Source organism: Glutamicibacter sp. NPDC087831 (genome assembly GCF_044742845.1).
Lineage (GTDB): Bacteria > Actinomycetota > Actinomycetes > Actinomycetales > Micrococcaceae > Glutamicibacter.
The window spans coordinates 23,829-49,812 of the sequence record NZ_JBIUVH010000004.1; the positions used below are offsets into that span (position 1 = coordinate 23,829).

Here is a 25,984-nt window from a genome sequence, read left to right on the forward strand (position 1 = left end):
TTCATCACAGCTGAGGAGCACGAGCATGTTATCCAAGATCCGAGGTGCGCAGATTCTGGCGCTGGCCGCCACGACTGCCCTGCTGGCCACCGGCTGCGCCGCCGATGCAGGCCAGGAAGGGACGTCGGCAGACGGAACCACCACCATCACCTGGTGGCACAACTCCAATAACGGCGACGGCAAGGCCTACTACGAACAGGTTGCAGCCGACTTCGAAGCCGCCCATGAAGGGGTGGAGGTCGAAGTCAGCGCAATGCAGCACGAGGACATGCTCACCAAGCTCGATGCGGCCTTCCAGAGCGGCGACGCCCCGGATGTCTACATGGAACGTGGTGGCGGGGAGCTTGCAGCCCACGTGGCCGCCGGGCTGACCAAGGACCTGACCGAGGCGGCCTCCGAGGAAATCGCCTTCCTCGGCGAGAACGCCGGCGGCTGGCAGCTCGATGGCAAGACCTACGCCTTGCCGTTCTCGCTGGGCGGCGCGGGGTTCTGGTACAACAAGGCGCTGTTCAAGGAAGCGGGCATCGACTCGGCCCCGCAGACCTTCGATGAACTGATTGCGGCCACCGGGAAGCTGAAGCAGGCAGGCATCGACCCGATTTCCATCGGCGCCGGCGACAAATGGCCGGCAGCCCACTACTGGTACTACGCGGCAGTGCGCGAATGCTCCCAGCAGACCCTGGCCGATTCGGTCGCCAATCTCGATTTCAGCGACCAGTGCTTCACCAAGGCCGGGGAAGACGTGGACCAGCTGATCAAGTCCGAGCCATTCAACCCGGGCTTCCTCTCTACCCCGGCGCAGTCCGGCCCCACCTCCGCTTCGGGCCTGCTGGCCACCGGAAAGGTAGCCATGGAATTGGCTGGCCACTGGGAGCCAGGGGTCATGCAGGGCCTGACCGAAGACGGCACTGGCATGGGGGAAGACACCGGATGGTTCCCCTTCCCTGCCATTGAGGGCGGCCAGGGCGACCCGGCCGCGCAGCTTGGCGGAGGCGACGCCTGGGCAGTTTCCGAAGGCGCCCCCGACGCGGCGGTGGACTTCGTGAAGCACATGCTCTCCGACGAGGTCCAGCGCGGTTTCGCCGAGCTGGACATGGGCCTGCCGACCAACCCGGCGGCCAAGGACGCGATCTCGGATCCGGCATTGGCTTCGCTGATGGACGTGCGCGACAAGGCGCCATATTTCCAGCTGTACTTCGACACCTCGTTCGGCGCCTCCATTGGCGGGGCCATGAACGACGAGATCGCCCTGCTCTTCGCCGGCAAATCCGACGCGCAGAAGATCGTCGACGCCAGCCAAGATGCCGCTGACCTGGAGAAGTGATCCACGCCGTGGCCCCAGAAGTAACCTACGCAGCCAGTCCGCCAGCCAGCGGTGGCCCAGGGCTTTCCGAAAGGCGGCGTTCTGCGCCAAGCGGACTGCCGCCTGCCGGTGCCAAGCGCACGCGCAAGCCCGCGCAGCGGCGCAAGAACCTGGAGATCCTGTTCTTCGTCAGCCCGGCATTGCTGCTGATCGCGGTCTTCATGCTGGTCCCCATCATCCAGGCCGTGCGCTTCTCGATGTACAACTGGAAGGGCTTCGGCCCGCTGGTGGACTTCGTGGGCTTCAAGAATTACGTCCGGGTGCTGGGCAACGAGGTGTTCACCGATGCCCTGGTCCATAACCTGGTCATCATCGGCGGCTCCATCGCCCTGCAGCTGCCGATCGGCCTGGGCATCGCCCTGCTGCTGAACCGGAAGATGAAGATCCAGTCCCTGCTGCGCACCATCATCTTCGTGCCCTACGTGCTGTCCGAAGTCATCGCCGGGGTGGTCTGGTTCCAGCTGCTGCAGCCGCAGTACGGGGTGTTCGACACCATCTTGTCCAAGCTGGGAATCCAGGGGCCGGCCCAGGGCTGGCTGGGCACGCCGGAACTCGCTTTGTGGACCGTGCTGGCAGTGCTGACCTGGAAGTACCTTGGCCTGGCGGTGATCCTGTTCCTTGCCGGGCTGCAGGGGGTGCCGTCCGAGCTCTACGAAGCGGCGGAAATCGACGGCGCCTCCTGGTGGCAGATCCAGCGCAAGATCACCATCCCGCTGCTGGGCCCCACCCTGCGCACCTGGGGCTTCTTGTCCATGATCGGCTCGCTGCAGCTCTTCGACATGGTCTGGATCCTCACCGGCGGCGGACCGGCCAACGCCACCACCACGATGGCCAGCTTCCTGGTTTCGGAAGGAACCAAGCGCCAGAACTTCGGGATCGCCGCGGCCGCCTCGGTCATCTTGTTCATCGTCGCCCTGGTTCTGGCCATCTCCTACCAGCAGTTCATCCTCAAGCGGGATTCGCAGCCCGATGATGAGCGCACGAAGCGGAAGAAGGCCAAAGCATGAGCGCCACCCTGGCTACCAGGCCCCAGCACACCCCCGCCCAGGCAAAACGCGCCAAGAAGCGCAACGGCCGGCAAGGCGGAAACGTCCTGGTCTACGCCATCGCCTTGGCGGTTGTCGCGATCACCCTGGGCCCGGTCCTCTACGGGGTGCTCGGCGGGTTCCGCACCAACGCGCAGCTGGCCGAGAACCCGGCAGGCCTTCCCGAGCCGTGGGTGCTGGAGAACTACGCCGGCGTGCTGAAGAACCCGGATTTCTGGCAGTACGCGCTGAACTCCACGATGATCGCGGTGATCACCACCATCGTCGTGGTGGTCTTCGGCATCATGGCTGCCTACCCGCTGGCCCGCTACACGTTCCGCCTGCGCGAGCCGATCTTCATGGTCTTCGTGCTTGGCTTGCTGTTCCCGGCCACCGTGGCGATTGTTCCGCTGTTCATCCTGATTACCCGGGACCTGGACATGGGCAACACCTGGTGGGGCGTCGCCCTGCCGCAGGCGGCCTTCGCGCTGCCCATGACCGTGGTCATCCTGCGCCCCTTCCTGATGGCGCTGCCCCAGGAGCTGGAAGAAGCCGCCCAGCTCGATGGCGCCAGCCGCATCGGCTTCTTCTGGAGGATCCTGCTGCCATTGTCCGGGCCGGGCATGGTCACCGTCGGCGTACTGGCCTTCGTCGGCTCGTGGAACGCCTACCTGCTGCCGTTGCTGCTGCTGCAAGGGGATATGCGCACCTTGCCGCTGGGCGTCGCCGACTACTCCAGCGAGCACTCGGCCGACACCGCCGGCGTCTTCGCGTTCACCGCGCTGGCGATGATCCCGGCACTGATCTTCTTCCTGGCCATGCAGAAGCGCATCGTCAATGGACTGCAGGGCGCAGTCAAGGGCTGATCCGCCCCCGCAAGCAATCGAAATCTTTGAAGACAAGGAACTGCCATGAAAACCGTCGAGCAAACCTGGCACGACATCTCACTTCCTGCCGAACAGCGCGTCGCCGCGCTCATGGATGAAATGACCCTGGAAGAGAAAGCCGGGCAGCTGGGCTCGTTCTGGATCCGCCCGGAGGAAGAAAACCAGGACGGGGAAGGCAACGTCGCGCCGATGGCCGATACCTTCACCGCAGGCCCCAGCTTCGAAACCGCCATCAAGGACGGCTTGGGGCATATCACCCGCGCCTTCGGCACCATCCCGCTGGCCCCCGCCGAAGGCCGCGAACGCCTGGTCGAGCTGCAAGAACAGGTCATTGCCGCGAACCGCTTGGGCATCCCGGCCATCGCCCACGAGGAATGCCTGACTGGCTTCACCACCCTTGGCGCGACCTGCTACCCGGCGTCCATTGCCTGGGGCGCCACCTTCAACCCGGAACTCATTGGCGGCATGGCCCGGCGCATCGGCGCCGACATGCTGAAGATGGGAGTGCACCAGGGCCTGTCCCCGGTCTTGGACGTCACCCGCGACTACCGCTGGGGCCGGGTGGAAGAGACCATGGGCGAAGACCCCCACCTGGTTGGGGAGCTGGGCGTAGCCTACGTGCGCGGCCTGCAGGACTCGGGGGTGCACGCCACCTTGAAGCACTTCGCCGGCTACGCGGCCTCGCAAGCCGGGCGCAACCACGCGCCGGTCTCCATGGGCCCCCGGGCGCTGGAAGACACGGTGTTCCCGCCGTTCGAACGCGCGGTTCGCGAGGGTGGAGTGAAGTCCGTGATGAACTCCTATGCGGACGTGGATGGCGAAGCGCCCGCTGGCAGCCACCGGCTGCTCACCGAAGTGCTGCGGGGCCGCTGGGGCTTCGCGGGAACCGTCGTGGCGGACTACTGGTCCGTCAGCTTCCTGCACAGCATGCACGAAGTCGCAGAAGACGAGGACGCCGCGGGCCGGCTGTCCCTGGAAGCCGGCATGGACGTTGAGCTCCCGGAGACCACCGCCTTCGCCAACCTGGCCCAGGCGGTCCGCGCCGGAGCGCTGGAGCAGGAAGTCCTGGACACCGCGGTGCGCCGCGTGCTGGCCCAGAAACTGCAGATGGGCCTGCTGGATCCGGGCTGGAACCCGCGCCAGGCCTGGCTGGGCGATGACGTGGAACTGGATTCGGCCGATAACCGTGCCCATGCCCGGAAAATGGCCGAGGAATCGATCATCCTGCTGCGCAACGAGCAGATCCTGCCCTTGGCCAGCCCGGCACGCTTGGCGGTCATCGGGCCCAGCGCCTCCCAGCCTCGCACCCACCTGGGCTGCTACTCCTTCACCAACCATGTCTACTCGCGCTTCGCCGAGCAGCAGGACTACGGCGTGCCGATGGCCTCGATCCTCGAAGCCTTGCAGCTGGCTCCCGCGCTCGCCGGATCGCAGATCGAGTATGCCCGTGGCGTGGACTTCACCGATCTGGATGATTCGGGCATCGCCCAGGCGGTCCAGGCCGCCCGCAACGCCGAAGTCGCGGTGGTTGCCGTTGGCGACCTCGCCGGGCTCTTCGGCCGTGGCACCTCGGGGGAGGGCTGCGACGTCGTCGACCTGCGCCTGCCCGGGCGGCAGGGGGATCTGGTGGAAGCCGTGCTGGCCACGGGGACCCCGACGGTGCTGGTGCTGGTCACTGGGCGCCCGTATTCGCTGGGGCAATTCGCTGATCGCACCGCGGCCATCATCCAGTGCTTCATGCCCGGGGTGGAAGGCGGGCCGGCACTGGCTGGCGTGCTGACCGGCGAGGTCAACCCCTCGGGCAAGCTGCCGGTGCAGATCCCCGACCATATCGGCGGGCAGCCGGGCACCTACCTGGCTTCCAAGCTGGCGTGGCATTCAGAAGGCGTAACCAACCTCGATCCGCGTCCGCTCTACCCCTTCGGCTACGGCAGCTCCTACACCAGCTTCGAGATCTCCGGGCTGGAACTGCCGGAAACTGAAATCGCTGCCGACGGCACCATTCGGGTCAGTGCCACCGTGGCCAATACCGGAGCGCGCTCCGGTGCCGAAGTGGTGCAGCTGTACCTGGCTGACGCGGTGTCGCAGGTGGTGCGCCCGCGCCGCTGGCTGGCCGGCTTCGCCAAGGTGCAGCTTGAGGCAGGGGAGTCGAAGCGCGTGGCTTTCACCGTGCATGCTGACCGAACCTCGTTCACCGGGCTGTCCGGGAAGCGCATTGTGGAACCGGGCAAGTTCACCGCGCTGGTGGGAACCAGCAGCGAGGACCTGCCACTGCAGGCCGAGTTCCGGATCACCGGGAAGGTGCGCGAAGTGGCCGAGGGCCGCGTGCTGGACACCCCGGTGGACATCGCGTAGCCGCTAGGCGGTGCGCCGCCGCAGGGTCAGGGAACCGACGATCAGCGCGGCGGCGATCCAGGCGGCGATGACCAGCATGCTTCTTGCCGTCGCCGAATCCACTGTTCCCGCCGCGGCATCCGAGAGGGCGTCGATGGCGTGGGACAGCGGAAGCCAGGCGCCGATGGCCTCCAGCGCGCCGGGCAGCTGCTCGCGGGGCAGGATGATTCCGGACAGCAGGAACTGCGGGATGACCAGCGCCGGCATGAACTGAACCACCTGGAATTCGGTGCGTGCGAAGGCGCTGGCCATCAGGCCGAGGCTGATGCCCAGCAGCGCGTCGAGGGCGGCCACCGCAAACAGCAGCCAGAAACTGCCTTCGATCTCCAAGCCGCAAACCCAGATGGCGAAACTGACCGCGATCATGGTCTGGAGGATCGCAACCAGGGTGAACGCCAGCGCGTAGCCGAAGATGAATTCGCCCTTGGCCAGCGGCATGCTCAGCAGGCGCTCAAGGGTTCCGCTGCGCCGCTCGCGCAGTGTTGCGATGCTGGTGACCAGGAACATGACCACGAATGGGAACAAGGCGATCATTGCCGGGCCAATGCGGCTGAAGGCCGGGGTGTCGGTGAAGATCCATGCGATCAGGCCGATCAGCAGGCTGGGCACGATGAGCATCAAGGCAATGGTCCGCGGGTCATGGCGCACCTGGGCCAGGACCCGACCGGTGGTGGCGAGCGTCCGTTTCATGGCTGGTTCCCTTTTGCCGCGATCAGGGCAACGAAGGCATTTTCGGGATTGTCTGCACCGGTTGACTCCATCAATGCAGCCGGGCTCATCTGGCCGAGCAGCTTCCCCTCGCGCAGCAGCAGGATTTCATCGCAACGCATGGCTTCGTCCATGACATGGCTGGAGACGACAAGGCACAGGCCGGTGGCCGCCAACTGCGAGAACATCGCCCACAGATCCGCACGCAGCACCGGGTCCAAACCCACCGTGGGTTCATCCAGGATGACGATTTCTGGCGAGCCGAGCAGCGCGATGGCCAAGGACACCCGATTGCGCTGTCCGCCGGACAGGCCCATGGCCAGCCGGCCAGCCTGGTCCGCCAGGTCCGTGGCTTCGAGGACTCGATCCACTTCTGCTGGGGGCTGGCCGAGGATCTTGGCGAAGTAGGCGATGTTCTGCCGGACGCTCAAATCGTCATAGACGCTGGCTGCCTGGGTCATGTAGCCGACCCGGTTGCGCAGGGACTTGTGCCCGGCGGGCTTTCCGAGAACGGAGACTGTTCCGCTGCTGATGACCTGGTTGCCCACGATGCTTCGCAGCAAGGTGCTCTTGCCGCTGCCGCTGGGGCCGAGCAAGCCGATGATCCGTCCCGGCGCGAGCTGGAATTCCACGTGGTCCAGGACCAATGCCCTTCCGCGTCTGACGTCGAGCCGCTGCACATCGACACAAGCCGTTTTATTCATCACATAATGAATTAGGGACCTCTGCCAGCGGCATGTCAATGGTTCAACGCAGGCAATTGGCCGGTGAGGTAGCGCTGGATGGTGGGGGCCACCAGCTCGATAACCTGCTCATCATCCATGGAGGCCAAAGGCTCCAAGCCAATGATGTAGCGCGCGACAATCAGGCCGACAACCTGGCTGGCCACCAGGGCTACCCTCGGCTCGGCGCTTTCTTCCGGCAAACGCGCACCCAAGCGCGAGAAGATCTGCTCTTGCAGGAATGGACGGAGGACTTTCGCCGCGCTGCTGCTGGAGACCAAGCCCCGGATCATTGCCGTTGCTGCCGTGCAGAAAGCCGGCTTGCGCCAGGTAGCGAGCAATGCGCGAGTCAGCGCCTCGCCCATCTCCTCCAACGGCGCTGTTGCCGCCTCGGCGATGATTTCCCCTGGGTTGACGGGGATGCGCATGGTCTGGACAAACAAGTCGCTCTTGTCCTTGAAATAGTGGTGAACCAGTGCTGGATCCACCCCGGCTCGGCGCGCTACCGACCGGAGGCTGGCTGCCTCGTATCCGGCACGGGAGAACTCCTTGGACGCGGCTTTGAGGATCGCCGCTCTAGTTGTCCCCGTGGTGCTGCCTTTGGGCCGTCCACGCTTCCGCGCGCTCGGGACCTCGTTCGGTACTTGCTCGGTCACGGTTTCAGCATACTTCCGGAATCTTGCGTCAACGCAGCAAGGCCGGGCAAAAGCCCGGCCTTGCTGAATCCGCTAGCTGCTACTTCTTGGCTGCAGGCGCTTCCGCTGCAGCGGCACCCTTGGCGAGTTCCGCGTGCAGATTCGCCACGGATGGGAACTGCAGGTCCGGGCGGAACGGGAAGGTGTCCATGTCTTCGCGGGCGGTGATGCCGGTGTAGACCAATGCGGTCAGCAGTCCGGCTTCCATGCCCGCAACGATATCGGTGTCCATGCGGTCGCCGATCATTGCGGTGGTTTCCGAGTGCGCATCGATTCGGTTCAGGGCAGAACGGAACATCATTGGGTTCGGCTTGCCCACCACGTATGGCTCGCGGTTGGTTGCACGCGAGATCAAGGCCGCGATCGCACCGGTGGCTGGCATAATGCCTTCGGTGGACGGTCCGGTAGCGTCCGGGTTGGTGGCGATGAACTTCGCCCCGCCTTCGATCAGGCGGATGGCCTTGGTGATGGCTTCGAAAGAGTAGGTGCGGGTTTCGCCCAGCACGACGTAGTCAGGGTTCTGGTCGGTCATGATGAACCCCGCATCATGCAGGGCAGTGGTCAAACCGGCTTCGCCAATGACGAAGGTGCGGCCGCCGGGGCGCTGGCGAGCCAGGAACTCTGCAGTGGCCATCGCGGAGGTCCAGATGTTTTCCTCCGGGACGTCCAGGCCCGAGGCCAATAGGCGAGCACGCAGATCGCGCGGGGTGTAGATGGAGTTATTGGTCAGGACCAGGAAGCGCAGGTTGTTGTCGCGCCAGTAGCTCAGCATCTCGGCGGCGCCCTTGATGGCCTGGTTCTCGTGAACCAATACGCCGTCCATGTCCGTGAGCCAGCATTTGATGTCGTGGACAGTTCGCGTACCGCGGATTGAAGTTGTCACGAGGCGTGGATCCTCCCTAGGGAAATATGTGGTGGGAGCTATCGGCACTGAAAGTATCCCGTTCTATTAAGAGATTACACAGGCGCACGCAAATGCACCGTGAACAAGGGCACGAACATAACGAACTAGGCTTAATACTGTGAACGAAGAAACGCATGAACCAGTTAATGACCCGAGCGCGCAGCATGTGATCGGAGTAGGCCCCTGGGAGGGGGAACTGCCAACCGACGGAAAGTACGATCCCCAGCTGCTTGCCGAGGGCGACCGGCGCAACGTCGCGGACAAGTACCGCTACTGGACGATGGACGCCATCATTGCTGATCTTGACGAACGCCGCCACGATTTCCATATCGCCATTGAAAACTGGCAGCACGATATGAACATCGGCACCGTGGTACGCAGCGCAAACGCCTTCCTGGCCAAAGAAGTCCATATCATCGGCCGTCGCCGCTGGAATCGACGAGGCGCCATGGTTACTGATCGTTACCAGCACGTACGCCACCATGCAACAGTGGAGGAGTTCGTTGCCTGGGCTGAAGGCGAGGGGTTGACGATTCTGGGAATCGATATCTTCCCGGACTCCGTTCCACTGGAAACCTACGACCTGCCGAAGGACTGCGTGCTGGTCTTCGGGCAGGAAGGTCCGGGACTCAGCCCGGAAGTCCACGCTGCGGCCAAGGACACCTTGTCCATCGAGCAGTTCGGCTCGACTCGTTCAATCAACGCGGCATCCGCAGCCGGGATTGCCATGCATGCGTGGGTACGCAGGCACGTGTTTGGGCAAAAAGTAGGTTAACAAGAAATTTAATACTGACGAGTTTAGTCGAGCATCTGGATTAGTTATCATTTTCCGCCTACTCTGGGTTTTAGTTATGAAAACGTGATCTGGGAGAGGGCGGTCGTGAAACGACGTCATCAAGTGAACCGTGACTTGCTGTTGCCCGGGCTGCCTCGGCGCAGAAGGCCATTGGTTATATGGTCGACTTCTATCGTCGCCGCGCTAGGACTGACGGGAGCCTTGGCGATCCCGATCATGGCGCAGGCCGGTGACTCCAGGCAGGGCGATATCCCTGTAGGTATCGATGCTGTGGCAGATCCATCAATGTTCAATGGACCGGTCTATGTCAGTGCAGATGCGCCACTGAACTCATTTGGCGGTTCCGGCAAGGAGCTGGCTATTGACGGCCGTCCCGTTGGAATGCTTGATGGCGCTGACGCCCGCTCAGAAGCGTCCGGCAATGACAACGAATCCTCAGCTCTGCTCGCGGGCATGGTCGGCGAGCTCGGTAAATTGCCTGGCGACCTGCAACTGATGCACCCGGTCAAGACCCGCAGTATTTCCAGCCCTTACGGCTGGCGTGCCAACCCTACCGGTCCTGGCAACCAGATCCACATTGGCCAGGACTACCCTATTTCCTGCGGCTCGCCGGTCTACGCTTCTGAAGCTGGAACGGTGACCGTATCGGCATGGGCCGGGCACTCCGGCATGCGCGTGACTATTGATCACGGCAGCAATGTCCAGACTGGCTACAGCCACAATTCGAAGTTGATTGCCAAAGTGGGGCAACGCGTTGAGCAGGGTGAGCTGATCGCCTTGGCTGGCACTACCGGCAACTCGACCGGTTGCCATGTGCACTTCGAGGTCATCATCGACGGACGTTGGCACGATCCGCGTAACTACCTGCCAATCATTCCGGGGCAGCGCCAGGCAATGATTAATTCGCAGCGGCTGACGGTCAATGCGGGCAGTGCTCCGAAGGGCAACGGCTCGCGGGTTCCTGATCGGGCTCCAAGCGGTCCGGATCCAGACGTCATTGTCCCTGAGGATGACACTCCAATCATTCCACGGCCGAAGCCGACGCCATCGGAGTCGCAGCGCCCGTCGCCGAGCGAGAGTGAGACTCCAAGCGGTTCGCATTCTCCGGATGGTTCACAGAGCCCGGACGGTTCGAAGAGCCCTGATAGCTCGAAGAGCCCGGATAGTTCGAAGAGCCCAGACGATTCGAAGAGTCCAGGCGAGAGCGAATCCACGGCACCTGAACCCACGGAAGAACCTGAGGAGGAGGTACCTTCAGTTCCGGAAACGCCAACGGAGCCTGAAAAAGAAGTCGTTCCGGATCCTCCAACCGGCTCAGCTTCTGCGCCAAAGACGGATTCGTCGAAGTCGACCTCGACCGGAACTGAAACTCCGAAGGCTTCCACGAGCTCTGCATCAGTGCCCAGCACCACGACCAAGACACAGCTAGCTCCGTCGGGAAGCACCTCTGTAAGCGCAACAACCAAATAGAGAAGGTAAAAAGCCAGCGGCCAACCGTAATGAGACGAGCTCTCATCTGGGTTGGCCGTTTGCTTTGCGGTCAACCGCGGAATTCCCCGTGTCACGATACGAGATTTAGGGCTTAGTTAGTGACATAGCCGATAGGATGGATGGCGAACCGCCGTCAATGGAGACGCGTAACCTCGCTAATCACCAGGAGTGAAGCATGCCTATCGCAACCCCCGATAAGTACAATGCAATGATCGATGCTGCCAAGGCAGGCGGCTACGCCTTCCCAGCAGCGAACGTGACCAGCTCGCAGACTCTGAACGCCGCAATTCGCGGCTTCGCAGAGGCTGAATCCGACGGCATCATCCAGGTCTCCACCGGCGGCGCCGCATACTGGTCTGGTGCATCCATCAAGGATATGGTTACCGGCTCGCTGGGCTTCGCGGCCTTCGCCCGCCAGGTTGCCAAGAACTACGGCGTGAACATCGCCTTGCACACCGACCACTGCCCAGCGGACAAGCTGGACGGTTTCGTGTTGCCACTGCTTGCCGCTTCGGAAGCTGAAGTCGCTGCAGGCCGCGATCCATTCTTCAACTCCCACATGTGGGATGGTTCTGCTGAAACCCTTGAAGAGAACCTGCGTATCGCCGCAGAATTGCTGCCGCGCACCGCAGCCGCCAAGCAGATCCTCGAAGTTGAAATCGGTGCCGTTGGCGGCGAGGAAGACGGCGTGGAAAACGCAATCAACGACAAGCTGTACAGCACCGTCGAAGATGCCCTGGCTACCATCGAGGCTTTGGGCGCTGGCGAAAAGGGCCGCTACATCACCGCGCTGACCTTCGGCAACGTCCACGGCGTTTACAAGCCAGGCAACGTAAAGCTGCGCCCAGAGATCCTGAAGGATATCCAGGCCCAGGTTGGCGCCAAGATTGGCAAGGCGAACCCATTCGACCTGGTATTCCACGGCGGATCGGGCTCTTCTGAGCAGGAAATTGCTGACGCAGTTGCCTATGGCGTGATCAAGATGAACATCGACACCGACACCCAGTACGCCTTCACCCGCCCGGTAGCTGGCCACATGCTTGCCAACTATGACGGTGTGCTGAAGGTTGACGGCGAAGTTGGCAACAAGAAGACCTACGACCCACGCGTGTGGGGCGCCAAGGCCGAAGAGTCCATGGCTGCCCGCATCGTTGAAGCTGCCCAGCAGCTCGGCTCGGCCGGAAAGTCGCTGAAGTAACCATGGTCGGAGAAAACCTGCTGGGCATCCCGGAAACCCTGCTTCCGGAAGAAACCGAAGTGCTCGCACGCTATGAAGCCGGTGATGAAGCCACGGACTTGGCGGCAAGATTCCCTGCCTCGTCACTGGTTTGGGCGCTGCTTGCCAACGAAGCGCACAGTGAGGGCCGCATCGTGGAGTCCTACGCGTTCGCACGCGTTGGCTACCACCGCGGCTTGGACTCGCTGCGCAAAGCCGGCTGGCGCGGACAGGGTCCAGTGCCTTGGCGCCACGAACCGAACCGCGGTTTCCTGCGTTCGCTTTACGCGCTGGGCCGTGCAGCTGCTGCCATCGGCGAGACTGAAGAAGTCGACCGCATTGGCAAGTTCCTGAACGACTCGGATGCTACGGCCAAGGCTGAAATCGAAGCTGGCAAGTAAGCAATTCTTAAACAGCTATCGGCGGCTCCTCTCGCAAAGAGAGGAGCCGCCGATAGCTGTTTAACGCATCGAGGATGCGCTCATGAACTAGGAAAAATCGGGTGCGCAGAAGCTGAGAAAAACCTGCCAGACGGCGACCTCTCCGTCATGAGAAGGTAAACATGCAGGTCATGACTCATTCAGTAATATGAGGGCGTTCTCATGTTGTTCTACTTTTGGACTCATTTAGTTCACCTAAAGTTCATTTAGAAGGGATCATCACTTCACACCTTTGAAAGGTAGAGCAATGTTGTCATTCTGGATGGGACTAGCGTCCAACGTCATCGGTATTACGGTTCTCGTGTACTTCGTATACTTCCGCCGCCACTTCCGCCGCGACCTCGTATTGGCCTATATTGCTTTGAGCATGGGCATCTTCGCTGTCACCTTATTGCTCTCGGGTAGCGGCGCGGGCATGGGGCTTGGCCTCGGCCTATTCGGTATTCTCTCGATTATTCGCCTTCGTTCGGACACCCTGACCCAGGAAGAAGTGGCCTACTACTTCATTTCACTGGCCATCGGATTGGTCAATGGCTTGCACCCGGATCCGGCATGGTTGGCTCCAGCAGCCACCGCGGCATTGGTCCTGGTGATGTTCTTGGCCGACCACCCGAGCTTCGCCCCACGCACCGATCGCCAGACCGTGACCCTGGAACGTGCCTACCCGAAGAAGGCGGACCTGCAGGCTGCATTGGAAGAACTGCTGGATGCCAAGGTACTGCGAACCGTAGTTGTCGAGCTGGACATGGTTCGCGACCTGACCATCGTTGATGTCCGCTTCCGTACCAACGCTGCCGGCAGCAAGTCCAATGCCAAGTCCAGCGCATCCGAGAGCTTCTCCGGCACTTATGAATTGGCGAACAGCCAGTCCGCACCGGCAGCGCAGAACGGAGCCAAGCAGGAGACGTGGTCCTGATGACGGCGCTTGCTACCAAGCGCGCGGACCTCGCTGCCTCCCAGGCGCGAGCGGCTTTGGAAGAAGCCGTCATCGGCCGGGAACCGATCAGTCTCGAAGAGGTCATCTCCGAAGCCGCGCTGCAGACCCGCGTCGACAAGAAGTTCTTGCTGACCCCAGAGGAATTCACGGAATTATCCGAGCGCTTGGGCGATAAATTCAAGATCATGCAGATCGACGGCTTGCGCACCTTCCGCTACGAATCGGTGTATTTCGATACCGAGGACTACGACCAGTACCGCGCCCACCGCCAGGGACGGCGCCGGAGATACAAGGTGCGTTCGCGCACTTATGCGGACACAGGGCTGTCGATGTTCGAGATCAAGACCAAGGGGCTTCGAGGGTCGACGGTGAAGCACCGCGTAGAGCAGGATCTGGACAGCGCGGGCGAGCTGACCGAAGAGAACCTGGGGTTCCTGGAATCGGTTCTGCGCCGCGAGTACGGGCAGGACGTCCCCCAGCTGCAGCCAGTGCTGGACAGCGCCTACCGGCGTGCGACTTTCGTGAATCCCATCGACGGCGAACGGCTGACCTGTGACGTCGAACTGGAATACGCCAACGGCGAATCGAGGGTTGACGGACCAGACTTGATTGTCGTGGAGACCAAGTCCGCTGATGGCCGGGGCGCTTCGGACCAGGCCTTGGCCGAGCTGGGCATCCGAGAGGTATCGATGTCCAAGTATTGCATCGGCATTGCACTGCTGAATCCGCAGCTGCCAGCCAATCGCTGGAGCCGTTTGCTCCAGCAGAGCTTCGTTCCGGATCCGACGTTGCGCTAGACCCCGTGCAGGATTCGGCTACCGCTCCGAGGCGAGTCGGTAGCCGAATCCGCGTACCGTCTCAAAGCGTTCCGAGCCGAGCTTGTTGCGCAGGTAGCGGACATACACATCCACCACGTTGGATCCGGGGTCGAAATCATAACCCCAGACCCTGGAAAGCAATTGCTCGCGGCTCAGCACTTGGCCGGGGTTGCGCAAGAAGGCTTCGGCCAGCGCGAATTCACGCGCGGAAAGATCGACTTCGCGCTCATTGACCGTCACCCGGCGGCGCAGCAGGTCCATGTTCAGGTCTTCGTGGGTCAGCGAGGAAACTTCAGGTGCATTGTCCTCGGCGCGCAGGCGCAAGCGCACCCGTGCCAGCAACTCATCGAAGTGGAATGGCTTGGCCATGTAGTCATCGGCGCCGTTCTGCAGGCCGGCTACCGTGTCTTCCACGCTGCCGCGTGCGGTCAGGATGATCACCGGAGTATCGATCTGCGCGGCGCGCAGACGCCGCAATACCGAGAAGCCGTCTTCATCCGGCAGGCCGAGGTCGAGGATGATCAGCTCATGATCACCCTCGATGGCCTGGGTGAAGCCATCATGCCCGGTTTCTGCGATGGATGAGGTCAGTCCCGCAGCACGCAGCCCCTTGGCTACGAACGAACTGATTCGCGGTTCATCTTCAATGATCAGTATCTGGCTCATGCTTCCTTGCTTCCAGTCGTCAACGGCATATCAATGTAGAACGTGGAACCCTTGCCATGTTCCGAATTCACCCACACGCGTCCGCCGTGGGTCTCCGCTATGGCCTGCACGATGTTCAGCCCCAGACCGGACCCCGAAGAACGAACCGAGTTCTGGCCACGTCCGAAGCGCTCGAATATACGTTCAAGATCTTCAGCCTGTATGCCCACGCCGGCATCGGATACCCACCAGCGCAAGGTGGTGTTGCCTTGGCCATCGCGGACGATCTCGTTGCCCAAGCCGATGCGGGTATCCTCAGCAGAGAACTTCACCGCGTTGGCGCAGAGCTGCAGCATGGCTTGGGTAGTCCGGATCGGGTCGAGAGTCACGGTGGCCTCGGTGCGGTAGTCAACGCGCCACTGACGCGGCCCCAGACCGCGGGCCTTGTCGAGGATGTCGTCAAGCAGCTTGCCGACTTCTGCAGGCTCCACCTGGAGGAAATCGGTGCGGTTGGACTTTGCCAGGGTGACCAGGTCATTGATCAGCAAGGACATGCGCCCGAGCTCATCCATCGCGATATCCCGGCTCTGGATAACATCATCGGGATCGTTGGGATCCATCAGTTCCAGATGCCCGTTGATGATAGTCACCGGAGTGCGCAATTCGTGCCCGACATCATCGAGCAGCTGGCGTTGGGAACCGAGTGCTCCTTCGAGGCGATCCAGCATTTCGTTGACCGTGACCGTCAGTTCGGCGAACTCGTCATTTCCCGAAACTTCAATGCGCTGGGATACATCGGTCTCGGAAATCTGTTGCGCGGTAGTTTGCAGGCGGCGGATCGGGTCGAGCATCCGTCCTACCACAAGCCAGGCGGCCAGTGCGGCGACGAGCATGACCGAGGCGCCGACGGCGCCGAAGATCATGAAATTGCGGTCATTAGCGATGGCCTCTGCCGAGTAGTCATAGGCCAGCACGAAGGCGCCGTGCTCGTGGTCTGCAGGAAGGCTGACCGGAACAACAACGGCGCGGTAGGTCGTGATTTCCGTATCGACAGTTCCCAAGCGGATATGGTTGGCGTCCTGGACGCTTCTGGCCCATTCCAGGAATTCCGGATCATCTTCCAGGCGGGTGTTGACGATATCCGGTGCGGTCCAACGCACCTCGTCACTTACCAGGGAGAGCATGCCCTGCTTCGGAGAAGGCAGGGTGCGTTGCATTGCAATGTACAGCAGGTCTTCGGCGTGCTTGAAGCGTTCCATGGTGCGCGGATCAACACCGGTTTCGGTGAGGACTTCGAATTCCTTGACGGTGCGAGTCAATGACTCATCCAAGCGCTCATTGAGTTCGTGGCGTTGTACGCCGAAGCTTGCCGTACCCGCTGCCAGCAAGGCCAAGCCAACCAGGAGCATCATCCCGGTCAGAACTCGGGCCCGGATGGACCACCGGCGTTCCGGCGCTCTAGTCGTCATCGTCGTCGTCATAGTCTTCGTAGTCGTCATCGTCATCGTCGTCATCGTCGTCATACTGGGTGCCCGAAGGAGGCAGCGGGACAACGGTCTTCTTTGGCGGTGCTGGTGCTGGAGGTTTCGGCTTGGGCTTCGGTGTCGGGGTAGCGCTGGGCTTGGGCTTTTCCGAGGTTGTCGGCTTGGCAGAGGTGCTCGGGCTGGAGGACGGCTTTTGGGATTCAGCCGCCGAGGAAGAAGGTGAAGAGGAAGGAGTGCCAGGTGTGCCGATTGTCGGGGAAGGAGTCACTTCTTCGAAGATGAACCCTTCACCGAGGTCCCGGTCCGCCGGGCCTTCCAAGGCTTGGCTGATTCCGAACGCGCCAAGAAAAACGACTGCGATGACAGCGATCGTCGCAAAGACGCGGCGCAAAGCTTCCTTTCCCATGTTTTTCATTGTGGCTGAAATAAATGAGATATAGATGAGAGACGCCGTTAGATGACAAAAAGCCTGTCTCGGCTAAGCCAGGTGCTCGAAGATAATTACCGTCTGGGTGGATGAGAACGCGCGGTTGGAGCCCAAGTGCGCGGCCACGAATGCCCGTAGGTCTTCGATGCTTTGGGTAGCCACCCGAACCAGCAAATCCGGCGAGCCGCCAAGAACGAAGACTTCCCTGACCTCGGCAAGCTCTTTGAGCTGATGCGCCGAGGAGAGCAAGCGGTCTCGGGCTGTGGACGAGACCACAATAGAGATCATGGCGTTGACGGCAACACCAAGAAGACGCTCATTGATCGCGGCATGGTAACCGGTGATCACCCCCGCCTTGGAGAGTGCTTTCACCCGGCCCAAGCAGGTCGATGGCGCCAAGCCGACTGTGGCAGCCAAGACGTTGTTGGCAATTCGAGCATCCTTGCTCAGCTCGGTGAGAATGGACAGATCCGTTTCGTCGACGCGAACAGGATTCGGCATGGCATCGCCTTGAACCGTCCATAATGAACCTGCCACGGCTAATCAACTCAATTCTTTGGAAAAGTTTGGATCTGGTCGCACTATATCGAACTAGATTCTACGATGGATGCACCAGGGAGAACGGAAGTCCTCCCGCTTTGATCTTGGCCGAACAGGAGATCCAATGACCACGGAACTGACCCGAGAGTCCCTTGCCCAATTGGACGCGGCAGACCCGCTGGTGGCCTTTGGCAACCGCTTCAACCTCCCGGAAGGCGTCATCTACCTCGATGGCAACTCATTGGGCGCGTTGCCGAAGGGTGCAGCCGAACGCGCCGCCCAGGTGGTGACCGAAGAATGGGGCCAGGGCCTGATCCGTTCCTGGAACACCGCCGGCTGGTTCGAGATGCCGCTGAAGCTCGGCGACAAGCTGGGGCGGTTGCTGGGCGCGAACCCCAGCGAGACTGCGATCACCGATACCACCACGCTGAATCTGTTCAAGGCCTTGGCCTCGGCACTGCGCACGCAGAAGGCCGATGCCCCGCAGCGCCGGGTGATTCTCACCGAACGAGACAATTTCCCCACGGACATCTATATCGCCGAGGGGTTGGCCGACCTGGTCAACTCGCTCTCGCAGGAAACCGGTGTGGCCTATGAGGTGAAGCTCATCGATGGAGAGTCCTCGCTGCGCGCTGGACTGGACGAAACTGTCGCCGTGGTGGCTCTGTCGCATGTGAACTACCGCACCGGTTCCATGTGGGACATGGGCGAGACCACTGCAGCCATCCACGGCTCCGGAGCCCTGGTGGTCTGGGATCTGGCCCATGCCGCAGGTGCAGTACCGATTGACCTGAATGCCGCAGATGCCGACTACGCTGTGGGCTGCACCTACAAGTACCTCAACGGCGGCCCGGGCTCTCCGGCTTTCATCTGGGTCAATGCCCGCCACCATGAACGTTTCTGGCAGCCGCTGTCCGGCTGGTGGTCGCACAAGTCGCCCTTCGAGATGGCTGACAGCTACACGCCAGCAAATGACATTCGCCGCTTCATGTGCGGTACCCAGCCGGTTACTTCACTGGCCATGATCGAGGTCGGCCTGGATATCGCGCTGGAAGCGGACATGGACAAGGTGCGCGCCAACTCGCTGGAGCTAGTGGACCTGTTCATCGAGCTGGTTGAAACCCGCTGCGCCGGCTACGGCCTGGAACTGGTGACTCCACGCGAACATGCTGCTCGCGGCAGCCACGTCAGCTTCCGCCATGAGCATGGGTACGAAATCATCGCTGCGCTCATTGACCAGGGCGTCATCGGGGACTACCGCGAACCGGAAGTCCTGCGCTTTGGCATCACCCCGCTGTACCTGACGCGTACCGATATCTGGGATGCCGTGGAGAAACTGCGTGAAATTCTGCACACCAATGCCTGGCAGCGCGAAGAGTACGCCGTGCGTAATGCCGTGACATAACGCAAATTCCGCCGCTTTCGGGTCTTGGTGCGCCGAAGCCGGCGAATCTGCGCGAGAGTAGCCTTAACAGCAGCACGGCATTTTCGATGCCGTGCTGTTCGCATAGGTCTAAAGGGAGCATCGTTGGGCAAGCAGCCGGTACGCGCCATTGAAGTCGGTTCGGGTTTGAAGAAGTCGCTGACTCCTGGGCAGATGTCCATGATCGCGCTGGGCAGTGCCATCGGCACCGGTCTTTTCGCGGGCAGCAAGCTCGCCATCGCCATGGCCGGTCCCTCGGTGATCATCAGCTACCTCATTGGCGGGGTCGTCGCCTTGCTGGTCATGGGCGCATTGGCGGAAATGACCGTCAAGCAGCCGGTAGCCGGTTCCTTCGGGGTCTACGCCGAACGCTATCTTGGACGTTTCGCCGGGTACCTGACCAAGTACCTGTACTGGTCGGCGCTGATCTTCGCCGTGGGCACCGAAGTCAGCGCGGTAGGCGAGTACATGCAGTACTGGTTCCCCGAGATTCCAGGGCTGGTTTGGGTCCTTGTCTTCTCGGCCGCGCTTTTGGGCGTGAACTTCTCCAGCGTGAAGATCTTCGGAACCACCGAATACTGGTTCTCCGCGATCAAGGTCTTCGCGGTGGTCGCGTTCATCATCATTGCCCTCTGGCTGGTGTTCCACGACCCCAGCGACCAATACGGGTTCCATAACTACTCGGCCGAAGGCGGCTTCTTCTCCAATGGCCTGTTCGGCATGTGGACCGCTGTCATCGTGGCGATCTTCTCCTACATGGGCATCGAGGCGATCTCCATTGCCGCCGCAGAAGCAAAGAACCCCAAGATTGCCGTACGCAAGGCCTTCAAGGTCTCCTTCCTGCGCTTGCTGCTCTTCTACGTGTTCACCATGGCCCTGATCCTCGCGGTGGCGCCCACCAGCGAACTGCTGGCCGGCGGATCGCCATTTGTCACTGTGATGTCCCAGATGGGTATCCCGTTCGCCGATTCGGTACTGAACTTCGTGCTCATCATTGCCGCGCTCTCGGCCATGAATGCCCAGCTCTATGCGGCAACCCGCATGCTGCATTCGCTGGCTGATTCCGGGCACGCGCCGCGCCTGGCACACCGGACCAACAGCGCGGGCGCTCCTATCCACGCGGTGTGGATGTCTGCCGGAGGCATCGCCGTGGCAGCACTGGTCTACGCGCTGGTTCCGGAGGGAGGCTTCGGCATCATGATGTCGCTGGCTACCTTCGGTGCCCTGGCGACGTGGTTCATGATCCTGGTGACCCACGTGTCCTTCCGCCGCCAGGTGCGCCTGGACCGGGCCGTCCTGGAGTACAAGCTGCCAGGCTACCCGGCCGCGTCGATTCTCGGCTCGGTACTGCTCGGCGGCCTGCTGGTGACCTCGTTCTTCGTGCCGGAATTCAAGTACACCCTGATCTTCGGTGTTCCCTTCGTCATCGTAATGTCGGTGCTCTACAGGCTGGTTTTCGCCGGCAAGAAACAGCCTGCGGCGAAGTAGCAGGGCAGTCGTCCGCGGTGCTGGTTCGCTTGAGATCTGCGGAGCGGGCACTAAGATCTTAAGGGGCCTGCCGGTTGGCAGGCGCCGCAACTTTCGAGGAGCAATGGTGGCCAAGCTGTATTTCCGCTACGGAGCGATGAACTCGGGCAAATCCACGAGCTTGCTGCAGGCTGCCTTCAACTACGAAGAACGCGGCCAGCGTATCCTGCTGGCCAAGCCGGGGGTTGACACCAAGGGCGAGAAATCAATCGTTTCCCGCCTGGGAATCGAACGCGAAGTCGACTTCAGCGTGGGGCCGGAAGAGAACCTCCGCGAGAAGTTCGCGGCCCATTGCCTCGGCGATGACCCTGATGCCTTGCTGCCGCATGTGGATGCGCCGCCGGTAGCCTGCCTGCTGGTCGACGAAGTTCAATTCCTCTCCCGCACCCAGGTCGATGATCTTCTGCGCATTGCCGTGCTCGATGATGTCCCAGTGCTTGCCTACGGTATCCGTACCGACTTCCGCACCCGTGCCTTCCCGGGCTCGGCACGCTTGATGGAACTGGCGCACTCGCTTGAAGAGCTGAAGACCATCTGCCGCTGCGGGCGCAAGGCCATGTTCAATACCCGCCGATCGGGTGACCACATTGTTTTTGATGGAGACCAGGTCGCTATCGACGGTGAAGAGGTCTGGTACGAGTCGCTGTGCGCTGCCTGCTATCTGGAAGCCTCCGGCGGCAAGCTGGGCTAGCTCGGTAGCCTTTCGGACCGGAAGCCTCGCGCCGGCCGATAGCCGCCGGCGGCCGGTCCACCCAGTGGCGGCCAGCCGGGTAAGGCGCTGGCCGCGGCCCATTCGGCGTTTTCGTTGCGGGTCAGAGTATCGCTGTAGCTTCGATCTCCACGAGAACTGCTGGCTCGTACAGTTGGGCCACGGCGATCAGCGATGCAGGCGGCATTGGAAGCTGCAACCCGATTTCCTCCGCGACGGATTCGACTCCTTGCATGAACTCCGATATTTTGCTGGTTTCCCAGTCGGTTACGTATACGGTCAGCCTGACGACGTCTTGGAACCCCGCCCCTGCCGAGTTCAAGCCTGCGGAAACGTTGCGTAGCGCCTGCGCCACCTGGCCAGCCAAATCGTCGGGGATCCTGGAGCCGTCGGGCATGTGGGCTACCTGTCCGGCGATGTGGATATGCCGCGTGCCGGATCCCACCGCTACGTGGTGGTAGGGAGTTCCGGGGAGCATCCCGGCGGGGCTTGAATAATTCACTGGCATGGAATTCTCCTTCAGTAGTTCGCTGCTGGATGCAGGTATAAAACTTATACTTGGTCTACAAAAGCAACTGCAACGAAACTAGGTGCAATGGAAGAAACCTCCGAATCGCCGCTGGGCATATCGGCTTCCCACCGCGAACTGCTCGACCAGGTCTTGGACAAGTGGTCTTTGCATGTCTTGAGCCAGCTTTGCGAATCACCCAAGCGATTCAACGAGCTGCGGCGAGCCGTTCCGGGAGTGAGCCAGAAGTCCTTGACCAATACGCTGCGCCGGCTGGAGCGAAATGGCGTCATCGACCGCAGGGTATTGCGCTCCCGTCCGGTAGCAGTCGAGTACCGTGTTGCGCCGATAGGCAAGACCATGCGCGCACCGATCGATGCGCTCCTCGACTGGACAGTGAGCCATATGCCCGATATCGAACAAGCGCGGGAACGATACGACCAGCTCGAAGAACAGAACGGCGATGGCTCATTCCAGGAAGAACCTCCAGAATGAAGGTTCATCCCGCTGGCCCTGCTTCCGGCGCATCGGGATCTCTCGAAGGTGCGGTACCGAAGGCCACGGAATCGAATATTCATCGGCACCGATTCATGCCGGACAGCTAGAGGGCCCAAACCCATTGCGGAAGCAACCGCCCGCTTGCGGCCGCAGGCAAATACCAGGGATTCCTGGAGGGAGTCGTGAACAAGGAATTGATGCATGATGCGATCGAGCAAGGGCGTACTGCCGAGGCTGTTGCCATGGCAGTGCTCCACGACCCTGGCATGCTGGTCGAAGAGCTCGACCACCACCGGATCACGCAGGACGCCCAACCGTACTGGGACTTCGCGCAGGAATGGATCGCTGCCGCTCGGGTGCTCGACAAGTCCAGCTGCTTGTCGACTCGGTGCGGGAAGCGAAGAACTACCTGGCAAGTTTGATTGAGGACGTCTCGGTCCTGAGCGATAACCCGGAAGCTGCCTTGGCCAAAAAGGAAGTTCGAGAAATGACCGCTAGCGCGCGGGAGCTGGCAGAGCTGGGAATTCCCGGCGCGAGGCGTTAGCCGATGAGGCCGGCAACGGCCCGCCGCAGCCCCCAGTCGAAGCCATCAGCCAGGGGCGCGTCGACATCGAGCTGCACGAGGTTCTGGCGGTAGGCGACCGAGCCGAGCACGTGGTTCAGCAAAAGCTGCTGTCCATGGCGGGCATTTTCGGCAGGCAGCCCTGCTGCTTCCAGCAGGGTGCGAAGCTGCAGCACCGGCTGGAGCTCGGTGGCCTGCATTGCGGTGGCGACTTCGATGACCTCGGGGCTGTCCTGGATCGGCAGCAACGCGAGGTAGAGCTTGCGCGCCAGCTGCAGGATTGCCTCGGATGGGGAATTGTAGTCCTCGGCATCCACCGACAGCGCAGGGGTATTCAGCAGCTGGGCGGCAACCTGCGCCAGCAGCTCCTGCTTGTTCTTCACATGCCAGTAGAGCGCACCGACCTGGACATCGAGTTCCTTGGCCAATCGGCGCATCGACAAATCAGCCAACCCGAACTGTTGCAGGATGCCGACCGCGGTGTCCACGACCGTTAACTGAGTCAATGCCATGGTGACAAGTCTAGTCGCAACGCCTGTGCGCGCTCAGGCTCCAAACACCGTGCGGTCCAGGAAGTCGTTGCGGAACTTGCCGGACGGATCCAGGCGCTGCGCCAATGCAATGAAGTCGTTGAACTTCGGATACAGCCCGGCCAGCTGCGTAGAGGTGGCTGCGAAGAGCTTGCCCCAGTGCGGGCGTGCCGCAAAAGGAGCCAGTGCTTCCTCGATCCGCGGTAGGAGCGCCTCGACAGCCTCCTGCTGGGGTTTCCAGGTGAAGTGCAGGGCGATGCCGTCACGGCCGTAGTTTCCACTTAGCCACAGTTCATCGGCGGCAATGGTGCGCACTTCCGAGACCAGCAGCAGGGGAGTGATGGCGGGGGAAAGCCCGCGGACGGCCTGGATCGCTTCTGCCGCGTGCTCGCGCGGGACCAGGTATTCGGTCTGCAGTTCATCGCCGGCGCTGGGGGTGAAGTCCATGCGGAAATGCGCCAAGCGATCCGACCATGGACCGGTTGCTCCGAGCTGTTGGCTGCAGATGGACCCATCGGCACCGGGCAGCGGGTGCATCGCAGCAGTTGCCGGGAACCCGCCGAACCGGCCCTGGTCAAAATGCTCTACCAGCGCATCGCCGACGCGGCGCTTGAGCCAGGTCTGGCCTACCTGCTCGCCGCTCCAGTCAGTGAACAGGCTGACGCTGTAGGCCGAAGCCTGGATGGTGTCGAAGCCGTCGAGCACCTTGTCCCAGGACAGATCCTGGTAGACGGTCTGCTGCATCTCGAAGCTCGGCAGGATATCCAAGGTGAGGTGGGTCAGCACGCCCAGCGCGCCCAGGCCGACCACGATGCCATTGAAATCCTCGTCGCCGCGCTGCACGCTCAGTTGCGAGCCGTCGGCCAGCACCAGTTCCACTGCGCGCACGGCGGTGGCGAGGTTGCCATGGGTTTCGCCCGAACCGTGGGTTCCGGTGGATACTGCGCCGGCTACCGAGATATGCGGCAGGGAGGCGAGATTGTGCAGGGCATAGCCGGCGCGTTGAAGTGCATCAGCCAGGGCGCCGTAGGTGGTGCCGGCGCTGACGCGCACGGCCATGGCCAGCGCATCAATCTCGATGGCTTCCGGCATCTTGGCCAGCGTGATCATGGTTTCGCGGGTATCGGCGATGTCATTGAAGGAATGGCGGGAGCCCAGGACCTTCACGGCCTTGGCTGCGCGAACAATATCCTGCAGCTGCTCGAGGCTGGCGGGAAACAGCAGTTGCGCGGCCCGGTATTCAAGATTTCCGGCCCAGTTCAGTTCCTTGTTGCGCAGTTCCACGGCTAATCCTTACTTGTCGAGCCACTGGCTGGAAACCAGTGCGCGATAGCGTTCCAGTATCTGCGGGGCCAGTTCCATCGCTGGGACTTGGGCAGTGCCCTGGGCCCAATTGGGGAATTCCCCGGCCAGTACGCCGGCCGCCTGGCGGGCTGCGCCATCGGCGACGTATTCGCCCGGGGCCGGGATCAAAATTGGCAATCCCAGGATCTGGGCGGCGATCTGCTGGACCGCGCGGGACTGCGCTCCACCGCCGACAAGGATGATGCGCTGCGCTTCAACCCCTTGGGCTTCCAGTGCGCGCAGGCCGTCGGCTAGCGAGCAAACCACCGCTTCCACGGCGCTGCGGGCCAGATTCGCGGCGGTGTAGTTGGCTCGGGTGATGCCATGCAGCGAGCCGGTGGCCTCTGGCAGGTTCGGGGTGCGCTCGCCGTCGAAGTAGGGCAGCAAGGCCAGCCCGTCGCTACCCGGGACGGCGGATAGTGCCAGGTCATTGAATTCTTCGAGGCTGACCTGCAGCAGGGTGGCGGTGGCATCGAAGATGCGGGTGGCATTCAGGGTGCATACCAATGGCAGGTAGTTGCCGGTGGCGTCGGCGAAGCCTGCCACCAGGCCGGAGGCATCTGCCGATGGGGAATCGGCAACCGCGAAGACGGTGCCGGAGGTGCCCAGGGACATGACGACGTCGCCCACCGTGGCGCCTACGCCCAAGCCGGCCGCGGCGTTATCGCCCGCGCCGGCACCGATCAGTGCTCCGGAAGTGGTGCGGCCAATGGATTCCAGCGGGCCAGCGACCGTAGGCAGAATCGGGGCGTGGCCCAGATGCTGCTCCAGCGCCTCGTAGTCATAGGCGTTTTCGGCGGCACGGTAGTAGCCGGTGCCCGAGGCATCCGAACGATCGGTGCGCAGGGCGGCCAGCCCTGCTGCCCCGGAGCCCGGGCCGTAGCCGGCCAGGCGCCAGGACAGCCAGTCGTGCGGCAGGCAGACGGCAGCGACCTTGGCCGCGTTCTGGGGCTCATTGTCCCTCAGCCAGCGCAGCTTGGTCAGCGTGATCGAGGAGACCGGGACGGTGCCGGTGCGCTGTGCCCAGTACTGGGCGCCCGCCGCGGCATCGCCCTGGCCTGCCTCGGTGATGATCTGGCTGGCCGCCTGCGCGCTGCGGGTGTCGTTCCACAGCAGTGCCGGGCGGATCACCGCACCGCTGGCGTCGAGCACCACCATGCCATGCTGCTGCCCGCCCACCGAGATGGCGTCCACGTCGTCCAGGCCCCCGGCCTGGGCGATCGCTTCCTGCAATGCGCTGAACCAGGATTCCGGATCCACTTCGGTGCCATCGGGGTGCGAGGCACGGCCGGAGCGGACCAGGGCGCCTGTTGCGGCGTCGCGGATGACCACCTTGCATGACTGGGTGGATGAATCTATGCCGGCAACGAGCGTCATTGTTCTTCGGCTGC

Annotated in this window: 27 protein-coding genes; 15 read left to right on the plus strand and 12 right to left on the minus strand. The window is 62.2% G+C overall.

What is annotated here, in order from left to right; genetic code table 11:
- The first annotated feature begins 25 nt into the window (after positions 1 to 25).
- Genes ACIOJF_RS13120 through ACIOJF_RS13135 form a run of 4 tightly spaced genes read left to right on the plus strand, consistent with a single transcriptional unit; the run spans position 26 to position 5,630 of the window.
- A complete protein-coding gene (locus tag ACIOJF_RS13120; protein WP_105657896.1) occupies positions 26 to 1,324 on the plus strand; it encodes an ABC transporter substrate-binding protein in 1,299 nt (432 codons plus the stop codon).
- A gap of 8 nt (positions 1,325 to 1,332) precedes the next feature.
- Complete coding sequence (locus ACIOJF_RS13125) at positions 1,333 to 2,370, plus strand: carbohydrate ABC transporter permease (RefSeq protein WP_402697458.1); 1,038 nt, start codon at positions 1,333 to 1,335, stop codon at positions 2,368 to 2,370.
- Positions 2,367 to 3,254 carry a carbohydrate ABC transporter permease gene (locus ACIOJF_RS13130; RefSeq protein WP_105657897.1) on the plus strand — a complete coding sequence of 296 codons (888 nt, stop codon included), beginning with the start codon at positions 2,367 to 2,369 and terminating at the stop codon, positions 3,252 to 3,254. Before ACIOJF_RS13125 ends, ACIOJF_RS13130 begins: the two co-directional genes overlap by 4 nt.
- A gap of 45 nt (positions 3,255 to 3,299) precedes the next feature.
- Positions 3,300 to 5,630: a glycoside hydrolase family 3 N-terminal domain-containing protein gene (locus tag ACIOJF_RS13135; protein ID WP_133834972.1), complete on the plus strand. Its 2,331-nt coding sequence runs from the start codon at positions 3,300 to 3,302 to the stop codon at positions 5,628 to 5,630.
- Positions 5,631 to 5,633: 3 nt separating this feature from the next.
- Here ACIOJF_RS13135 and ACIOJF_RS13140 read toward each other — a convergent pair whose 3' ends face one another.
- From ACIOJF_RS13140 to ACIOJF_RS13155, 4 genes are all read right to left on the minus strand, one after another.
- Entirely contained in the window at positions 5,634 to 6,359 is a 726-nt protein-coding gene (locus ACIOJF_RS13140; protein ID WP_133834971.1) for an ABC transporter permease, read from the minus strand.
- On the minus strand, positions 6,356 to 7,081 hold the full coding sequence (locus ACIOJF_RS13145; protein WP_133834970.1) for an ABC transporter ATP-binding protein: 726 nt from the start codon (positions 7,079 to 7,081) through the stop codon (positions 6,356 to 6,358). Before ACIOJF_RS13145 ends, ACIOJF_RS13140 begins: the two co-directional genes overlap by 4 nt.
- A gap of 35 nt (positions 7,082 to 7,116) precedes the next feature.
- Positions 7,117 to 7,755, minus strand: coding sequence for a TetR family transcriptional regulator (locus ACIOJF_RS13150; RefSeq protein WP_166650870.1), 639 nt, complete (start codon positions 7,753 to 7,755; stop codon positions 7,117 to 7,119).
- Between the two features lie 79 nt (positions 7,756 to 7,834).
- Positions 7,835 to 8,677 (minus strand): HAD-IIA family hydrolase, encoded by an 843-nt coding sequence (locus tag ACIOJF_RS13155; protein ID WP_105657902.1) that lies wholly within the window; start codon positions 8,675 to 8,677, stop codon positions 7,835 to 7,837.
- 139 nt (positions 8,678 to 8,816) lie between these two features.
- Between ACIOJF_RS13155 and ACIOJF_RS13160 the strand changes: the two genes are divergently transcribed.
- The 6 genes from ACIOJF_RS13160 to ACIOJF_RS13185 all read left to right on the plus strand — a co-directional run bounded on the left by ACIOJF_RS13160 (position 8,817) and on the right by ACIOJF_RS13185 (position 14,375).
- The gene (locus ACIOJF_RS13160; RefSeq protein WP_105657903.1) at positions 8,817 to 9,473 is read left to right on the plus strand and encodes an RNA methyltransferase; all 657 of its coding nucleotides are present in this window, start codon (positions 8,817 to 8,819) and stop codon (positions 9,471 to 9,473) included.
- Positions 9,474 to 9,695: 222 nt separating this feature from the next.
- Positions 9,696 to 10,964, plus strand: a complete 1,269-nt coding sequence (locus tag ACIOJF_RS13165) for a M23 family metallopeptidase (RefSeq protein WP_402741716.1) — start codon at positions 9,696 to 9,698, stop codon at positions 10,962 to 10,964.
- 196 nt (positions 10,965 to 11,160) lie between these two features.
- Positions 11,161 to 12,183 carry a class II fructose-bisphosphate aldolase gene (gene fbaA, locus ACIOJF_RS13170; RefSeq protein ID WP_402741717.1) on the plus strand — a complete coding sequence of 341 codons (1,023 nt, stop codon included), beginning with the start codon at positions 11,161 to 11,163 and terminating at the stop codon, positions 12,181 to 12,183.
- Between the two features lie 2 nt (positions 12,184 to 12,185).
- Positions 12,186 to 12,602, plus strand: a complete 417-nt coding sequence (locus ACIOJF_RS13175; RefSeq protein WP_133834966.1) for a DUF3151 domain-containing protein — start codon at positions 12,186 to 12,188, stop codon at positions 12,600 to 12,602.
- Positions 12,603 to 12,888: 286 nt separating this feature from the next.
- The gene (locus ACIOJF_RS13180; RefSeq protein WP_133834965.1) at positions 12,889 to 13,557 is read left to right on the plus strand and encodes a DUF4956 domain-containing protein; all 669 of its coding nucleotides are present in this window, start codon (positions 12,889 to 12,891) and stop codon (positions 13,555 to 13,557) included.
- The gene (locus tag ACIOJF_RS13185) at positions 13,557 to 14,375 is read left to right on the plus strand and encodes a polyphosphate polymerase domain-containing protein (RefSeq protein ID WP_402697462.1); all 819 of its coding nucleotides are present in this window, start codon (positions 13,557 to 13,559) and stop codon (positions 14,373 to 14,375) included. Before ACIOJF_RS13180 ends, ACIOJF_RS13185 begins: the two co-directional genes overlap by 1 nt.
- A gap of 18 nt (positions 14,376 to 14,393) precedes the next feature.
- Here the strand turns inward: ACIOJF_RS13185 and ACIOJF_RS13190 are convergent, their stop codons facing one another.
- The 4 genes from ACIOJF_RS13190 to ACIOJF_RS13205 form a co-directional block, all read right to left on the minus strand.
- Complete coding sequence (locus ACIOJF_RS13190; RefSeq protein WP_133834963.1) at positions 14,394 to 15,062, minus strand: response regulator transcription factor; 669 nt, start codon at positions 15,060 to 15,062, stop codon at positions 14,394 to 14,396.
- Positions 15,059 to 16,510: a cell wall metabolism sensor histidine kinase WalK gene (locus ACIOJF_RS13195; protein ID WP_286172332.1), complete on the minus strand. Its 1,452-nt coding sequence runs from the start codon at positions 16,508 to 16,510 to the stop codon at positions 15,059 to 15,061. Before ACIOJF_RS13195 ends, ACIOJF_RS13190 begins: the two co-directional genes overlap by 4 nt.
- Complete coding sequence (locus ACIOJF_RS13200; protein WP_402741718.1) at positions 16,500 to 16,931, minus strand: hypothetical protein; 432 nt, start codon at positions 16,929 to 16,931, stop codon at positions 16,500 to 16,502. Before ACIOJF_RS13200 ends, ACIOJF_RS13195 begins: the two co-directional genes overlap by 11 nt.
- A gap of 72 nt (positions 16,932 to 17,003) precedes the next feature.
- Positions 17,004 to 17,453, minus strand: a complete 450-nt coding sequence (locus ACIOJF_RS13205; protein WP_133834961.1) for an Lrp/AsnC family transcriptional regulator — start codon at positions 17,451 to 17,453, stop codon at positions 17,004 to 17,006.
- A 163-nt stretch (positions 17,454 to 17,616) separates the two neighbouring features.
- On the opposite strand from ACIOJF_RS13205, the gene kynU reads away from it, so the two are divergent.
- From kynU to ACIOJF_RS13220, 3 genes are all read left to right on the plus strand, one after another.
- Positions 17,617 to 18,897, plus strand: coding sequence for a kynureninase (kynU, locus tag ACIOJF_RS13210; protein ID WP_332731524.1), 1,281 nt, complete (start codon positions 17,617 to 17,619; stop codon positions 18,895 to 18,897).
- A 123-nt stretch (positions 18,898 to 19,020) separates the two neighbouring features.
- A complete protein-coding gene (locus ACIOJF_RS13215; RefSeq protein ID WP_402697466.1) occupies positions 19,021 to 20,403 on the plus strand; it encodes an amino acid permease in 1,383 nt (460 codons plus the stop codon).
- A gap of 106 nt (positions 20,404 to 20,509) precedes the next feature.
- Positions 20,510 to 21,133: a thymidine kinase gene (locus ACIOJF_RS13220; protein ID WP_133834958.1), complete on the plus strand. Its 624-nt coding sequence runs from the start codon at positions 20,510 to 20,512 to the stop codon at positions 21,131 to 21,133.
- 121 nt (positions 21,134 to 21,254) lie between these two features.
- Here the strand turns inward: ACIOJF_RS13220 and ACIOJF_RS13225 are convergent, their stop codons facing one another.
- Positions 21,255 to 21,659 carry a RidA family protein gene (locus ACIOJF_RS13225; protein WP_133834957.1) on the minus strand — a complete coding sequence of 135 codons (405 nt, stop codon included), beginning with the start codon at positions 21,657 to 21,659 and terminating at the stop codon, positions 21,255 to 21,257.
- Between the two features lie 87 nt (positions 21,660 to 21,746).
- Here ACIOJF_RS13225 and ACIOJF_RS13230 point away from each other — a divergent pair, with 87 nt between their 5' ends.
- Complete coding sequence (locus tag ACIOJF_RS13230; RefSeq protein ID WP_128470770.1) at positions 21,747 to 22,154, plus strand: helix-turn-helix domain-containing protein; 408 nt, start codon at positions 21,747 to 21,749, stop codon at positions 22,152 to 22,154.
- A 185-nt stretch (positions 22,155 to 22,339) separates the two neighbouring features.
- The gene (locus tag ACIOJF_RS13235; protein WP_402741719.1) at positions 22,340 to 22,579 is read left to right on the plus strand and encodes a hypothetical protein; all 240 of its coding nucleotides are present in this window, start codon (positions 22,340 to 22,342) and stop codon (positions 22,577 to 22,579) included.
- Between the two features lie 118 nt (positions 22,580 to 22,697).
- On the opposite strand, the gene ACIOJF_RS13240 is transcribed toward ACIOJF_RS13235, so the two are convergent.
- From ACIOJF_RS13240 to xylB, 3 genes are read right to left on the minus strand one after another with little or no spacing between them, the layout of a single operon-like run.
- Positions 22,698 to 23,231, minus strand: coding sequence for a TetR/AcrR family transcriptional regulator (locus ACIOJF_RS13240; protein WP_133834955.1), 534 nt, complete (start codon positions 23,229 to 23,231; stop codon positions 22,698 to 22,700).
- Between the two features lie 33 nt (positions 23,232 to 23,264).
- Positions 23,265 to 24,533 carry an FAD-binding protein gene (locus ACIOJF_RS13245; RefSeq protein WP_133834954.1) on the minus strand — a complete coding sequence of 423 codons (1,269 nt, stop codon included), beginning with the start codon at positions 24,531 to 24,533 and terminating at the stop codon, positions 23,265 to 23,267.
- Between the two features lie 9 nt (positions 24,534 to 24,542).
- Positions 24,543 to 25,970 (minus strand): xylulokinase, encoded by a 1,428-nt coding sequence (gene xylB, locus ACIOJF_RS13250; protein WP_133834953.1) that lies wholly within the window; start codon positions 25,968 to 25,970, stop codon positions 24,543 to 24,545.
- Between the last annotated feature and the right edge of the window lie 14 nt (positions 25,971 to 25,984).

Excerpts from the sequence above, each read along its gene's own strand:
- ACIOJF_RS13225 (WP_133834957.1), bottom strand. The coding sequence starts at position 21,659 with ATGCCAGTGAATTATTCAAGCCCCGCCGGGATGCTCCCCGGAACTCCC.
- ACIOJF_RS13130 (WP_105657897.1), top strand. The coding sequence starts at position 2,367 with ATGAGCGCCACCCTGGCTACCAGGCCCCAGCACACCCCCGCCCAGGCA.
- ACIOJF_RS13190 (WP_133834963.1), bottom strand. The coding sequence starts at position 15,062 with ATGAGCCAGATACTGATCATTGAAGATGAACCGCGAATCAGTTCGTTC.
- kynU (WP_332731524.1), top strand. The coding sequence starts at position 17,617 with ATGACCACGGAACTGACCCGAGAGTCCCTTGCCCAATTGGACGCGGCA.
- fbaA (WP_402741717.1), top strand. The coding sequence starts at position 11,161 with ATGCCTATCGCAACCCCCGATAAGTACAATGCAATGATCGATGCTGCC.
- ACIOJF_RS13205 (WP_133834961.1), bottom strand. The coding sequence starts at position 17,453 with ATGCCGAATCCTGTTCGCGTCGACGAAACGGATCTGTCCATTCTCACC.
- ACIOJF_RS13180 (WP_133834965.1), top strand. The coding sequence starts at position 12,889 with ATGTTGTCATTCTGGATGGGACTAGCGTCCAACGTCATCGGTATTACG.
- ACIOJF_RS13230 (WP_128470770.1), top strand. The coding sequence starts at position 21,747 with ATGGAAGAAACCTCCGAATCGCCGCTGGGCATATCGGCTTCCCACCGC.
- ACIOJF_RS13145 (WP_133834970.1), bottom strand. The coding sequence starts at position 7,081 with ATGAATAAAACGGCTTGTGTCGATGTGCAGCGGCTCGACGTCAGACGC.
- ACIOJF_RS13240 (WP_133834955.1), bottom strand. The coding sequence starts at position 23,231 with ATGGCATTGACTCAGTTAACGGTCGTGGACACCGCGGTCGGCATCCTG.
- ACIOJF_RS13120 (WP_105657896.1), top strand. The coding sequence starts at position 26 with ATGTTATCCAAGATCCGAGGTGCGCAGATTCTGGCGCTGGCCGCCACG.
- xylB (WP_133834953.1), bottom strand. The coding sequence starts at position 25,970 with ATGACGCTCGTTGCCGGCATAGATTCATCCACCCAGTCATGCAAGGTG.
- ACIOJF_RS13185 (WP_402697462.1), top strand. The coding sequence starts at position 13,557 with ATGACGGCGCTTGCTACCAAGCGCGCGGACCTCGCTGCCTCCCAGGCG.
- ACIOJF_RS13195 (WP_286172332.1), bottom strand. The coding sequence starts at position 16,510 with ATGACGACTAGAGCGCCGGAACGCCGGTGGTCCATCCGGGCCCGAGTT.
- ACIOJF_RS13135 (WP_133834972.1), top strand. The coding sequence starts at position 3,300 with ATGAAAACCGTCGAGCAAACCTGGCACGACATCTCACTTCCTGCCGAA.
- ACIOJF_RS13140 (WP_133834971.1), bottom strand. The coding sequence starts at position 6,359 with ATGAAACGGACGCTCGCCACCACCGGTCGGGTCCTGGCCCAGGTGCGC.
- ACIOJF_RS13175 (WP_133834966.1), top strand. The coding sequence starts at position 12,186 with ATGGTCGGAGAAAACCTGCTGGGCATCCCGGAAACCCTGCTTCCGGAA.
- ACIOJF_RS13200 (WP_402741718.1), bottom strand. The coding sequence starts at position 16,931 with ATGGGAAAGGAAGCTTTGCGCCGCGTCTTTGCGACGATCGCTGTCATC.